6 protein-coding genes are annotated in these 15,514 nt (G+C 36.7%); 4 read left to right on the top strand and 2 right to left on the bottom strand.

Going from position 1 to position 15,514, the window contains the following annotated elements; genetic code table 11:
• Positions 1-131 precede the first annotated feature (131 nt).
• A complete protein-coding gene (locus tag JOC48_RS05495; protein ID WP_026089141.1) occupies positions 132-332 on the top strand; it encodes a helix-turn-helix domain-containing protein in 201 nt (66 codons plus the stop codon).
• 337 nt (positions 333-669) lie between these two features.
• On the opposite strand, the gene JOC48_RS05490 is transcribed toward JOC48_RS05495, so the two are convergent.
• Together JOC48_RS05490 and JOC48_RS05485 are read right to left on the bottom strand one after the other, a co-directional pair.
• Positions 670-1,143 (bottom strand): Imm26 family immunity protein, encoded by a 474-nt coding sequence (locus JOC48_RS05490; RefSeq protein ID WP_204498064.1) that lies wholly within the window; start codon positions 1,141-1,143, stop codon positions 670-672.
• Between the two features lie 14 nt (positions 1,144-1,157).
• Complete coding sequence (locus tag JOC48_RS05485; protein WP_204498063.1) at positions 1,158-9,110, bottom strand: DNRLRE domain-containing protein; 7,953 nt, start codon at positions 9,108-9,110, stop codon at positions 1,158-1,160.
• A gap of 662 nt (positions 9,111-9,772) precedes the next feature.
• Here JOC48_RS05485 and JOC48_RS05480 point away from each other — a divergent pair.
• The 3 genes from JOC48_RS05480 to JOC48_RS05470 all read left to right on the top strand — a co-directional run bounded on the left by JOC48_RS05480 (position 9,773) and on the right by JOC48_RS05470 (position 15,494).
• Positions 9,773-10,789, top strand: coding sequence for an LLM class flavin-dependent oxidoreductase (locus JOC48_RS05480; RefSeq protein WP_204498062.1), 1,017 nt, complete (start codon positions 9,773-9,775; stop codon positions 10,787-10,789).
• 257 nt (positions 10,790-11,046) lie between these two features.
• Positions 11,047-13,401, top strand: a complete 2,355-nt coding sequence (gene helD, locus JOC48_RS05475) for an RNA polymerase recycling motor HelD (protein ID WP_204498061.1) — start codon at positions 11,047-11,049, stop codon at positions 13,399-13,401.
• Positions 13,402-13,913: 512 nt separating this feature from the next.
• On the top strand, positions 13,914-15,494 hold the full coding sequence (locus JOC48_RS05470; protein ID WP_204498060.1) for a BCCT family transporter: 1,581 nt from the start codon (positions 13,914-13,916) through the stop codon (positions 15,492-15,494).
• The last annotated feature ends 20 nt before the right edge of the window (positions 15,495-15,514 follow it).

The following is a 15,514-nucleotide window of genomic DNA, read 5'->3' as shown; positions in this document are numbered from 1 at the left end:
TAACGTAACGCTTAGCCGCTATAATTAATATACATTTATTGTATGCGGCTTTAGCGATACAATCAACCCCTTTACCGATACAATTTTATTGTGTATCGTAAAAGTAACATGAAAAGAGGAAGGGATTTACCATGCCAATATCAATTAAACTCAAGGAAATACTTAAAGAACGTGACCTTTCACAACGTGAATTGGCACGTATGACAGGGCTTCGTCCCAATACAATCAGCCATCTTTGTTCAGACAACGTGGACAGGGTATATCTATCAACACTAGAAACGGTATGCAAAGTATTAGACATCGACATTCAGGAGTTAATCGAGGTGGAGTAGTCCTCACTCTAGTAATCGTTCTATGTACGTCAAAGTTGCGAAAAAATTTAAAAGGCAGGGAGAAAGCGAAGATAGGTGTTTGGAGAAAAGAAATGGTGGTAACTGATGATATCGTGATTATTTTCAGAAGGTTCATTACATTAAATAGGGCATATAATTTACAGTTGTTGTACGTACTCTTTAATTTGATAAAACAATCATGTAGGGATTACAAGGGTTATCACTATTCTATTATTAACAAGAGGTTTATTCGTCACTCCCCCCTGTTCTTTTTTAACAAAAAATATGAAAAAAATGGACTGACATAAAACTAATATTGTCAGTCCATTTAAAAAAACTATTTTTTATACAGTAAATTATCTAAATAAGGATACCACTCTTCTTTTCCATATTTAGAATTAACTGCGTCTTCTACAATGGCAGGAGAGCATGATTTCAACGTTGTTAAAGTTTCTATTTCATCATTCGTAGCCTTTCTTAAAATTTCGCCTTTGTAGCTTAAAATTACTTTTCCATCCAAGGTATCACTAATATATTCAGGTAATGTTAAATTGTCTGGTATATCTATATTTCCTAAATAACCCCATTCGTTATCTTCAATTTTCACAGTAACAGTTTGTGCTAAGAATAAAATAGGATTTTTTACTATATCATTGATTTCAGGATGGCTATTCGATGTTATGTCAAAAATAATAATACACTCTGATGTTTCTCCTAAACTTATAACTTGTCCATAACTATACTTGTCTTCACCATTTATTTTGATATAAAAGACATCGCCTACTTTGACATCATGCTTTTTTTTACCCATTTACTATCCCCACCTTATTTAATATTAAAGTAATCCCAGTATTTAGGACTTATTTGATTGCGTTTGTTTTCTAATAACCCTCCATTTTTTTCAAGTCCGCCATATTTATTTATATTTCTTTGCTCTAAAATATCTAATGGCTTCCCTGGTACTTCTCTTCCTATTATTTCATACTCATATCGTGCACTAGGATTTTTTCTAGCATGTTCTTTTTGTCTCTTTAAATATCTCTCAGGACTTTTTGTTTGACCAATATAATCTTTTCCTGTTTTTACATCAGTTCTTTTATAGATGATACCAGCTTTATCCTTACCCTTAGAAACTGCTTTAGTGGTCCTACCGATCATTCCTCCACCAGGTACAGCACTACTTAGTATATCTGCTTGAGCTATCCAATAATCAGATGAATTAATCGAACTATTACGCGCAGTAATTAATGACTCACTCAATCCCATTGACCAATAATTAGCAGCAGATCGGACAGATTTATGCTGTTCTTTTAATATATCCCATGCATCTTCAATCCTCTCAGAGAAATATCCACTTGGATCATAGTTCATAACGGGATTGTTTTTGGCATAGGCAAAAACATTATGAGAAAGTAGTTCTCCGTTGCTACCACCATAACTATCCGCATTGAGGAAACGTCCCCACTCAGGATTATAATACCTAGCATTCAAATAATACAAACCTGTTTCACTGTCATAACGATAGCCTCTGTATCGATAAGGATTCTTTTCACCAACCGTATCTGCTTTGGTACCAGAGATTTCAACATTTTGTCCCCAAGTGTCGTAAGTGTAAGAGACGACCTGTTCACCATATTGATCGATTAATCCAGTAATGTCCCCTTGGTTATTTCGAATATAATAGTATTCTTCCCCATTGAGGTTCATACTGACAAGTTTACCATTGGCGTTGTAAGTGTAATAAATTTCATCGGTTCCATCGGATTCGTAAGTTACTAGATCACCATTTAGGTGATATTTTGTCGTGACCCCATTTACCTCCTTTTCTGTACGAATCCCATCATCGTTGTATTTATAAGACGTGTCAATCCCGTTACCACTGATTCCTTTCAGTTGATCACCTAACTGCCACGTATATTCATAACCGTCGTAAGATAACGGATTTCCGATTTCATCATACGTAATTTGTTCTCCATTAAAGGATGTTAATTTATCTTTCCAGTTATCATCGTATTCGTAACCGATATTCGATTTTTCTGTACTGTCATCAATAGTGTCACTTGTCGTGTAATCATATTCTTTTTTAGAAAGAAGATTCCCACCAGTATCGTACTCGTACACAATCGTATGATTTAATTTTTCATTATCTTCACGGATTAACTCGTCTAATTCATTATAATGATACGTAATGGTTTTTCCATCTTCTGTAATCGTTTCAATGTTCCCATTGGCATCATAGGTGTAGGAAATCAAGTTGTGCTTTCTTGAAAAATACTTCAGCTCTGCCACGCCGTCTGTGCCTTCCTGGATCCTTGCTACAATAGCATCTTCTTCGTTCGGTGTGAACGGGACTAAGGTTTCATTATCATCATAATACCAGGAACCATCCTGATACGTCACTGCAAGAAATGCTTTAGATGATGTATAGTCATACGGAAAGGTAAAGCGTGTCAAATCGGAACCGATAAACATCAGATAACGATCGGCAGTTCCTCCACCTTCTAAGGTTGTATACACATATTTATCAGGTTGAACACTATATTCATGTCCGTTTGGATGAATATAAGTGCCATTTCCTTCATCAACAGCGATTTCTCCTGCATTTTCTCCTGATGAATTTTCATTCTGTCGATATTCCCCAGTGAAGATTCCCCCAACAGATATTCCTTCTATTTCCCGTTCTGGCGGACTTGTGTACATTTCCAGCTCTGAGATTCCATCGACACCCTCGACGATTTTTCCAACAATCACATCTTCGGTGCTTGGGGAAAACTCTACTAATCCGCTGTTGTCGTCATAGTACCATATCCCATTTTGATAAGTGACGGCGATAAACGATTTGGATGACGAGTAATCATAAGGGTAGTTAAAGCGTTCTGAATCGGAACCAATAAACATCAGGTAACGATCCGCATTTCCTCCACCTTCCAAGGTTGTATACACATATTTATCAGATTGAACGTTATATGCTGTACCATTCGGGTGGTTAAACGTTCCATTGCCATGATCAACAGCGATTTCGCCTGCATTTTCTCCTGATGAGTTTTCATTTAAGTGAAATTCTCCAGCAAAGTCTCCGCCAACTCGCACACCATCTATGGTTTTTCCTTGATTCCATAGCATTTGGATTTGGCTCGTGGTGGAGCCACTTTCTCCTGGTGTATACGTCATATGACTTTTGAGTTGTGCGTTTCCGGTATCGATTAATTGGGTGGTTGCACGTCCCAAGGAATCATACACCGTATGAATGTTATTTACTCTTCCTTTTTCATAAATAGCTTCTATCGTGCTGCTAGACAATGCTTCATTCGAATAAGCGAATTGTTCCATCTGCCCGTTTAATGCATAATTTCCGAACGTATTACTTCCAATGGCTGTTTCTGTATGGGAGAAATCCGTAAAATCATCGGTTGAACCGGTATATTGTTGATCATTAATAAACAGGGTGACGTTGAGTGTACCGTTAATTTCTTCCCATTTTAATGAGACAAAATACCATTTGTCTTTTTCTATTACCGGATCGGTATTGTCAATGATTCGTTGGTAATCCCCATTACTTGTTAAAGCAGAAACAGCAATTTTATTATCCGTTCCCATGGAGACATTTAGATATTTATCGTTACTCGCATTAGCATTAGACATAATCACCCGGGTTGTATCCATATCATGCGTGTTAAACCATGTACTCATGGTTCCCGATGATTTGTCAATATTCAAGTCATATACATTCTCTGCATCTGATGATGATGTTGTAGTAAACGGAGATGCCACATTGGTTTTTTCCAATTGAACTGCATCAAATCGTACGACATCATAATCGGCAACATCAGAACGAACTATGGAACGGATTTTTGTAGTTCCTGAAGGAACCGTCACCGTTTGACTAATTTTTGTCCATTCATTCTTCGGAATGTCTCTGGTAACTGTTTCATATAATAGGCTATCCCCATTTGCATCTGTTGCTTGTAATGATAGTTTTGGCTGTGAATCTCCAACTCTCTTAGCATAGGCACTGAATGTATATGCTGTATCGTTGGATAACTCTGAAGATAGGTGATAATCTTGATAAGCAACAGCATTGGTTTTACTGCCATCACTAAGCCCGTCGGCATCATAACTTTCAATACTAGACGACCCGTTTACGCTATCGTTAACCACTCTCCATTCTCCAGTTGAACCATTCCAGTCAGAGAATGACCAATCTGATTTGTCATCTTCAAAGGAAACATTTTCCGGAACCAAATTCGTGGTTGCTTCATACGGAGAAAAGGCGTATTTATTCGAGTCATCCTTTTCAAAAACAGCATTTTCACGAACTGGATGCGTTCCTTTGGTACCAGTTAGATTATTTGATAATGGAAATATTTCTAACGATTCGTGTAGGGTACTGGTACTAGGGTACGTCACGTTTTGAAGTCGATTATCATTGGTATAACGATAGTCCGTTTGATAAGAATTTCCTGATATGGTTTCACGCAACATAACCAAGTTATCATTCGAATCAAAAACATACTGTGTTTGATCTCCATTTTCCTCCAAAATCCTAGCCAGACGATTGGATAGATCGTATTCATATCGATAACTTGTTTCATTCACATGATCTTGCAAATAACCAAGATTCCCTGAGGCATCATAATTATATTCAAATAAAGTGTTACTGCCATCTGTTAGACCTGTTAATCGATCGGTGTTATCGTACACATAACCAACCTTTTGATCATTCTCGTACGCTGTCTCCTCTAATAATCCAGTTGTAATCGTTTCCCCATCCTTATTGTACACTTCATAGTGATGCTCTAGGATTTTTTGAGTCCCTACAAATGTTTTAGTTTGATTTCCAAAATCATCATAATCAAAGGAATAGGTAAATCCGTTTTGCCAGATGCTTTCGATCCGATCATCCTTATAAGAATAACTGTTGGTTGCTGTATCGCCATCCACATCTTTGAATACATCTGTTAATCGACTTCGATCATCATATTTAAAGGTTGTCTGTTGACCTTTAGGGTCTAACACGCTCGTTTGTTCATCTTGTAATTCATCCCAGGAATAGACAACTTCATTACCTAAAGGATCTTGAACGGATTCCAAATAGTTTTCACTATCTTCTGTATATTCAGAGGTGGTAGTGATAAACAGTCCATTTTCACCAACTTTCGCCGTTGTTGGATTTCCATGTGAATCATATTCAAAGCTATTCACCACATTTTCAGACGACGTTGCTTTTTCTAGATTATGCTCGGAGTCATAGTCATACTCGTAGTTGGACCCTTTTGGATCAATGGATGTTGTTAAATCATTTTCTTCACTATACTTAAACGTCGCATTCTCTTTCGCTAGTTCTTTCGTGGAAACCAGATTTCCATCTTCATCGTATTGGTAGCTTTGACCGAAGCCCTCTTTGTATAACTGAATCCCATCAAAAGAGGCATCATTTTCATTTTCATAATATTCGATATACACATTAATACTTTTATAATCATCTTCAGCCACGGCTCCCCCGGAAAGGTATTGCCACACTTGTGAATCCTCATTGAATTTTTTTCTTACCCACTGATAAGAATCATCCTCTTTTTTAATTCCGAGTTCAATGGAAAATCTTCGTTTGGATCCAGTCGGAACAGAGTCTCCTTTCGACCATCCACCAAAGACAAAGATATCTCCTTCTTCACCGGAAACATCGACGGTTTGATACAACGTTTTTCTTTTTCCCGGTTCCCCATGAATCTGGAAAACATGCTCATCCAATGTCTTCGGATTGTCCTCCTGTTCGTCTAAGGTATCAGAGGTATTCATCGCATCATTTTTTGACCAAAAGGTTGGCGTGTCACTTCCGTATTGGAAGTCGGGATTCTCAATAAGATTATAACGATTAGCAATGGGACCTTCCTCTACTTGCAGCGCATCAAAGTATGCTGTTCCAGCTTCCTCAATGACTGCAGCTCTTGCATAAACGGTCGTTGAAGCCGCATCTTCCGGTAAGGTAAAGGTAATTTCTTCCCTTTCCCAGTCGGAGGTACCTTTTTTAAATGCACTATACTCAAAGTTCCAATCCCCGTTGTTTTCTTGATAACCAATAAATAATCCAGCGCCTTTTCTATTCTCATTGGAAATTCCTTTTGTTTTGACATGGCCAGAAAAGGTGTAAGTCTCACCTTTATCAAGCGCTAATGCTTGGCTATAGTAATGGCGATCACTGGTATTTGTTTTTTCTATCTTTAATGCTTGGTTCCCGTGATAACTTTCTTCGGTTGTAAAACTTAAATTAGCGGTAGAGTCTTGCCATCCTTCAGCTATCCAGTCACTTTCTTCTTCCACATTATGATTTTTCAAGAAATTAATCACCGTTTTTTGAAGTTTAGACGCATTCGAAAGTTTGTTTTTATTCCTATCTTCATCATTATCTTCTATAAATTCTGAGTATTGGGCGTATCCCTCATCATTTTTGACACTTATCGTGTTTCCTTGATTATTAAATTGATAGATGTTTTGTCGACCTTTGGTATCCGTGAAAATAGTTGTATTATATCCATATTCAAGGGATAATTCATTCCCGATGGCGCCATCCACATGTGTTTCTTGAACCTTTTTGACACGATATGGACTTTCATCATAGTAGTGATAGTTCATTTGGGATCCATCGATATTCGTAATCTTTTTTAAGTGTCCTGTCGACGTGTCGTAGTCATAGGTCACCTGTTCATTATCTGGATAGATAATCGACTCTAGTTGTCCATTATCATCATATTGGTAACTGGTTGTTTTTCCACTTGGGGCTACAATACTTTGTAATTTGTTGTCTGAGTCGGTGTTTAAAGTAAACTCTCTTCCAGCCCCGTCTGTGACTCCCACAAGTACATTGGTATCATAAGACAATTCTATTTTATTCCCGTTGGAGTCAGTAATATTTCGTAAATAACCATAGGATGTAAAGTTTAATTCATTATCTTTTTTATCTTTAATCGTATAACGCTCGTTTGTGGAATCTGAATCAACGGTTAGTGTTAAATCTAAACCAGATTCATCTTTATAGGTGTCACCAGAGTCATGTTCCATGTAATGAACGGTTCCATCCTCGTCAATATAACGATAAAAGTCTTCCCCATCAATGGTTTCCGGTTCAACCTTCTGGTTTAAGTTTAATCGCCACCCTGGACCGTATCCTTTGTCTTCATTTCGATCTTCTTTTCGATCATTACTATTGAATACGTGATTGATGGTAACAGGCATTCGGTTACCACCCATACTTACATCTTCATGAATAAAAACAAGGTTTCCATTGGCATCGTTGACATACCCAGTTCCAGCTCTCCCCACATCTTGGGAGTGATATGTCCAGTAATTTTCAAGACCCGAGTGATTCACATATTGGATGGTCACTTCTGGACGATAGATATCTTCAGAAGTATCTGATGATAAAAATTCCGTATAAGGGTCACTATCTTGATGTGCTTTAATCATCAGACCGTTATTTTCATCTGAAACATACCAATCCTTGGCAATGTTGGTAATGTCCCATAAAAATAGATCACCTGCTTCACCATTGACAGATTGATAGTCTTTAATAATATCCTTATCATAATCCGGTTTGTTCGACCATGTGATGGTATCGGTATCCCATGGCTCTGTAACTTTGTGAACATCCGCCTGAACCGTATTAGGTTGATCGTTATATAACCTTAAAGATAAGTATGCCCCTGTAATAATGTCTCCTGAATCAATAGATGGTAAATCAAATGACAGGAATGTACGGTTATAACCTGAACTGGATCCTTCTCCAATTTTTAGTCGATCAAATAATTTGTAATTCTCATCGGGGTAATTTTCGGACACATGATTGTCATAGATTTTTGTTGGGTCTGTAGAGGTACTCAGGGTTGGATCCACCGTTACAGGATAGACACGTTCACTACTGTTGATCCAGTCATCATTTGGCGTAATCGTTAATTCATATCCTTGATTCCCTTGATTCGTTTCCTCTAAATCGACATCAATAGCTTTACTTTCTTCTCCTTTATCATCATACATAAATGGAGTGTCCATTTTGAAAACTTCTTTTGAAGGGTTTTCTTTATCGTAAAAAATAACTGTATTGTTATTTTCTAATTTTGGAATGACATTGTTACTTTTTAATTCAAATTGAAAGGAAGGGTTGTCCATAGGCTCCTTCAAAATAATATCTTCTTTAATTCCTTCAGATTGTATATCATAGGAAAGATCGACATTTGGTAACACATCATAATAGGTTACATTGGATGTTATATCGGTAAGAAGTTGCTTTTTATCGTTTTCAGATAAAGCATCTATTTTTTCTGAATCTTTCTTAAGGACTTTTGCATTGGATTCAATGGGATCTTTCATGTTCCAAGATAATTTATAACCGTCTTCTTTAAAAGTAACCAAGTTCTTTGCATTCGTATTCTTAGCAAATTGTACATGGAAACGATTCTGTTTATTTTCCAGAACCTTTTGACCTTGGTCATTGGTATGTTCAACTATGGAATTATCAATATTTTTCCACTGATTATTTTCTTTATAGTGAACTGCAGCTGGATAAACGACTGCCTCATACGTATAATCTGATTTTATAAAGTGCTTAACATTTTTTTCTCGTTTATCTTTTAATTCACCAATAGTTATTTTTTCTTCTGTATCCTTGTTATTTAAAGGCTCAACTGGTGGCTCCACATACTCATTAGCCATAGTATTCATTGGAATCATTTGAAAGAGTAGTGTTGCGATAAGTAATAAAATATGTGATTTCTTATACTTTTTCAAAGATGTTACCTCCATTTCATTTATTTTTCCGTTAGAATTGCCTTCTGTTCACCTCCTTCAAAAACAGACATGTTTGTCAGTCTAACATGAAATTTTTAATAAAAGAGCTTCGATAAATAATTACACAGTATTACTAGGATGTGATTAATTTACCAATTACTATAAACAAAAAAACACCTCATAAAATACTTATGAGGCGCAACGATATTTCTTTATGTTCCTATATTCCAGTAGATAAACAATCGTGTTAATTCTATGATTTATTTGTCTTAATCAGTCGTTTTAAAGATTCTGTATAAGCATTTGTTATGGATATAGAAAAGAGTTAAATATCTATTTATAATTGTTCATAGACTTGTTTAGTTATTTGGGTATTTCGGTTACACAGGATTGATAGAGTTGGTAGAGTTCATCAACAGTATTAGCTTTATAGTAGAATAAATAAAAAAGAACATTTTCAACTGTAAAAGTAACATACTGGTATCATTACTCCCTAATTTTCCACTCTACATCTTCATACTTATATAAACATTTGGTTTACCAATTTAGTGAAAAAAGATTCCACACATTATCCGATTACCCCTTATTTGTATGCATGATTGCTTTCATTACTTATTAAACTAGAATAGTAACGTGCGTATTGGATTGGAGGAATCAAGCGTATGATTCGGTTAAGTATATTAGATCAAACAGTTATTCCCCAAGGTGGGAATGCAGGGGAAGAATTACAAAACACGGTCAAGCTCGCGCAGATTGCTGAACGTTTAGGTTACCATCGATTTTGGATTTCAGAGCATCATCTTGAAACATTAGGTCACTCAAGTCCAGAGGTGTTTATTCCACATATTGCAGCGAATACAACAACCATTCGTGTTGGATCTGGCGGTGTCATGCTGCCCCACTATAGTGCGTATAAGGTTGCGGAAAATTTTCGTCTTCTTGAAGCACTTTATCCAGGTAGAATTGATTTAGGTGTTGGCAGAGCCCCTGGTGGGATGCCATTAGCTACGATGGCGTTACAGGAGCATAAACAGCTGTCCTATGATAATTATCCGGAGCAAGTCAGTGATTTAATTTATTATCTGACGGACTCCAACGATCCGAACCATCGATTTAAAGGGCTAAAGGCAATGCCGGCCATATCCTCAAAGCCGAGTCTTTGGTTGTTAGGTTCTAGCGGCGGTAGTGCAGGACTTGCAGCTCAAAACGGCATTTCCTATGCGTTTGCTCCGTTTATTAGTGGTCATCATGGCGGAGGTATCGTTGAAAATTATCAGCAAACCTTTCAACGTTCGGCTATACAGGAGCGCCCAAATAATTTGGTAGCCTTTTTTGTCGTTTGTGGTGAAACAGACGCAGAAGCAGAATTTCTTGCTATGTCTTTTGATATTCATTTTTTACAAATTGCAAAAGGGGAAAAAATAAGTGGGATGTTATCACCAGAACAAGCGAACAATTATCAATTAACAGAAAACGATCGTCAAATAATGAAAGAAAACCGAAAGAAAGTATTAATCGGTTCTCCACAAACAATCAAAAATAAAATAACAACATTAAGTAAACAATATAATACAAACGAATTTATGCTTGCTAGTATGTTGTATGATTTTCATGATAAGGTAAAGGGGTATCAATTACTATCGGAAGCTTTTGATTTAAGAGGGAAAACCTTGTCATAGAGTGCTTGAAAAGGGGAATTTTCAATGTTATCATTTTAAAAAGATTAAAGCGATGATATTTCCTAAATAAGTATAAAAAACCAATATAATACTAACTAACTATAAATGCTATGTCAAATATCAGATTTTTGGATGGTTTCATATAATGAGGGTAAGGGATGAAGCTAGTACGTATAATAATTCAGACTATCTCATCACCAGATAAATGCATCATTTTTTAATATCCTCTAGTAGATATCCAGCGGGGGTGTGCGTAAATGGATCCAAACGATAAAGAGTGGGCGGACGAACAAAAGCGTGTTCATATGGTTGTAAATGAAATTAAAAATAAAATGATAAAGCTCCGCGAAAGAGCTGGACAAATTAAAGATCGTGTCATTGATATAAGAAAAAACTTCTGGGAAGATGTAACGGTTAACCTAGATGAGCCAGATGATGTTATCGAAACACAAGCAAGCATAAAGCAACAAGCCGAATTTTTATCTGAGAGAGAAAGAAGCCATGGACAGGTAAGTGAACAATTAAAGACACTGGAGCGCTTAGAAAGTTCGCCTTATTTCGGAAGAATCGATTTTTCAGAAGATGGGTTCGATGAGTCTGAGCCAATTTATATTGGTATTTCTTCTTTAATGGATGAAAATGATGAAGATTTTTTAATTTATGATTGGAGGGCTCCCATCTCCAGTTTGTATTATGATTATCCACCGGGTCGGGCTAAATATGAAACAGTGGATGATGAAATTGAGGGTGAAATAACGCTCAAGCGCCAATACATTATTCGTGATGCCAACATTAAAGGGATGTTTGATACAGGGTTAACAATTGGTGATCACTTATTACAAGCGGTATTAGGCAATAATGCTGATACGCAAATGAAAAGTATTGTAGCTACTATTCAGCGCGAGCAAAATCAAATCATACGAAATGAAAAAAGTGACTTGTTAATCGTGCAAGGTGTAGCAGGTAGTGGTAAAACGTCTGCAGCACTTCAACGTGTCGCTTATTTATTATACCGATACCGTGAAAATTTAAGTTCGGACAATATTATCTTGTTTTCACCCAATCCACTTTTTAACAGCTACGTAGCCACTGTTTTGCCGGAGCTTGGTGAAGAGAATATGAAACAAACAACTTTTTATGATTACATTGATAATGAATTAGGTAAACGTTTTACGATTGAGTCTCCGTTTGAACAAATGGAGTTTTATTTAAAAGGCCATGGAGACACATATGAGGAAAGAGTTCAATCGATAAGTTATAAGGCAAGCATTGATTTTAAGCACTTGATTGATCAATTTGTTATGGAACTGGCAAACAGTGGGATAAAATTCCGAAATATTACCTTTCGCGGCAAACGTTTGATTACAAAAGAACAAATAGCATCCTACTTTTATTCATTAGATGACAGCATGAATATTCCAAATCGAATGGAAGCCGTTGCGAAATGGTTACTACGACAATTAAAGGAATTTGAATTACAGGAGATGGAAAAAGATTGGGTCATCGAAGAAACAGAATTATTAGGTAAGGATGAATACTTGGATGTTCATCAACAGCTAGAGGAAGAGAACAAGTTCTCTGAAGATACGTTTGATGATTATTTAAGAGAAGAGTATTTGTTGCGAAAGCGTGTCGTTTCCAATAAATTGAAGCCACTAAAGCAAAAAATTAAACGATTGTTTTTTGTGGATATCAAAAAAACATATACCGCATTATTCAGGAAACAGCGACTTACGAACAAAAATGGTCTTCCATCCAATTGGAAATCAATTTGTAATCATACGATTAGTAATTTAGATGATAAGTATTTAACGTGGGAGGATGCAACTCCATACCTATACTTTAAAAAATCGCTTCTTGGGTTCATGTCAAATCGTAATATCCAGCACGTGTTTATTGATGAGGCACAGGATTATTCTCCTTTTCAGTTTGCCTTCTTGAAAAAGATGTTCCCAAGCAGCAGAATGACTTTACTCGGTGACATTAACCAGGCCATTTATGCACATGCGTTACATGAGGAAACGTTACTATCGGGAAAAATGAAGGAAAAGCATGAGGCGATAACGTTGACGCGAAGTTATCGTTCTACAATGCCAATCGTTGAATTTTCGAAGTCATTTATGCCGAACGGAGATTTAATTGAAGCCTTTAACCGTGATGGAGATAAGCCAGTATTGATGGAAGTGGATCATGCGGAAATTTTAAACGAAAAACTTTTACAGCAAGTGAAAGATTATCAAAGTATGGGTCATGAAACAATAGCAGTTATATGTAAAACGATGCAGGAAAGTCAGGTCGTTTATCACTGGTTACGTACGAGGATGGAAGCAAAGATGATGGATGCTTCAACACATACTTTCCATAAAGGTGTCATCGTTATTCCGGCTTACTTAGCAAAAGGGATTGAGTTTGACACGGTTATTGTATATAACGCATCAAAAACGCAATACAACAAGGAATTAGAAAGAAATCTTTTCTATACAGCATGTACAAGAGCAATGCACCAATTGTGCATGTTCTCCTTAGGTGAACCGAGTACATTTATCGAAGAGGTTCCGAGAGACAAATATGCACATTACAAAGTTCATGCGATTCAAAAGAGCAGTAGGTGATATAACTATTGCTCTTTTTTCTTGGCTGTGTTAAAAGCTCGGTGTTGATTTTTGAGTCAAAAATATACGAAATATCAACATTATTCTTTAACAGAGCCTTTGTGTTACTTGCTAAATATTTAGGAAAACAATTGGGTACAATATAAGTAATAGCGGACATAAATGCACTTTTATGTCCGTAAGTTATGTGTCCGAGTGAGCATATATAGTAATAATTGACAGAATTATGACGTATATATATAATTAAATACTATGTTTTACTATGTAGTGAAAAAGGGGTGAGATATCGTCTTCTAAAAATAGAATGTCTTACCAAAGATTGTAGTCAAATCGTTAAAAAAATTGTAAGCAAGCCGATGGTTTCGGACTTGAAAATTATTCTATTTTTACTTTTAATTATTCAAAAGGATGACCAAAATGAATAATTTTCCCATCCAATGGTCTGCAATGACAGATAGAAAAAGAGGGAAAGTTATTGTAGGCACTTGCTTCTCAAAATTAGGAGGAAAAAAGTGCGTAAACAAGACTATGTAACAAATCAAACGGATAAAACGGTATTTATTATAAGCGGCGGCTTTTTGATACTGTTTGTGATTTTATCCATGATGAACTTATCAATGGTTGAAAATTGGATAAATCAATCCTTTGCAGTTTCTGCTAAGTTTTTTGGTTCTTATTGGGAAGTTTTACTATTAGCCAATTTTGTCATTGGTATTGCTTTAGCGTTTTCTAAATATGGAAAGGTTCGATTAGGTAAGATGGAGAAGCCTGAAAATGGGTACTATCGTTGGGTTGCGATGATTCTATGTACTCTTCTAGCAAGTGGCGGTGTATTCTGGGCTGCGTCTGAACCTATGACTCACTTTTTGTCAATTCCCCCGTTATTTGAAGACACCTCTGGAACATTAGCTGGAGTTGAACCTGCTTTGGCACAAAGTTTTTTACATTGGGGATTCCTAGCTTGGGCAATTTTAGGTACACTAGCAACCATCTTGTTGATGTATCTCCATTACAATAAGGGATTACCGATGAAGCCAAGAGCGTTTCTTTATCCAGTTTTTGGTGAAAAAATTTTCCATAAAAAAAGTGTTATTGGAAGTATAGCTGATATTGTTTCGATTATAGCAGTTGCGGCTGGTACGATGGGCCCGCTTGGATTCCTTGGTCTGCAACTTGGTTATGGATTGCATCATGTCTTCGGTGTTCCGAATAATTTAACAACGAATATCATTATTGTGGGTCTGCTTATCGTTATTGCGGCTATTTCTGTTGCAACAGGGATTGACCGTGGTATTCAACTGTTAAGTAGAGTAAATGTAGGTCTTACGGTTTTATTAGCCGTGTGTATTTTGATTCTTGGACCGACGTTGTTTATTTTAAATAAATTCGTTTCTGGTCAAGGCTTCCACTTACAAAACATGCTAACAATGGCATTATATCAAGGTGATCAAGCTTGGCTGGGATGGTGGACAGTATTCTTTTGGGGTTGGTTCCTGGGATATGCTCCGCTAATGGCTATATTTATTGCACGCATATCTCGTGGTAGAACGATTCGTGAATTAATTATCGCCGTATCCATTGTAGCTCCATTAGTGACAAACTTCTGGTTTACTGTTGTGGGAGGAACGGGGATTAAAGCAGAATTAGCTACCCCTGGTGTAATTTCAGGTCCATTGAATGATGGCGGCATGCCTGCTGCTGTAATGGCTATTATGGACCAGCTTCCATTGGGAGCAGTGTTAGCCATCGGGTTTTTAATAGTAACCCTTGTGTTTGTAGCAACTACAGTGGACTCCATCTCTTACACAGTAGCAGTATCGTTAACTGGTTCTGATGAGCCACATAAAATGATTCGTGTATTCTGGGTAGTGATTTTTGGTTTAATGTCCATGATGCTGTTAGCAATTGGTGAGAACAGTATTGCAGCTATTCAGAATTCAATCGTAGTTACAGCTGTTCCAGTTTCAATCCTCATGTTACCGACCTTATGGGGAGCAGTTCAGGTTGCAAAGAAATTAGCAGCAGAACAGAAGATTACGGTGCGAAGTGAATCAACGAATAAATCAAGTAGTAATTCTACACGAGAAGCATAATAAATTTACTCTTTACCGTT

The sequence above is a fragment of the Aquibacillus albus genome (genome assembly GCF_016908325.1).
GTDB classification, from domain to species: domain Bacteria; phylum Bacillota; class Bacilli; order Bacillales; family Amphibacillaceae; genus Aquibacillus_A; species Aquibacillus_A albus.
This window is presented reverse-complemented; position numbering and strand designations above follow the sequence as displayed.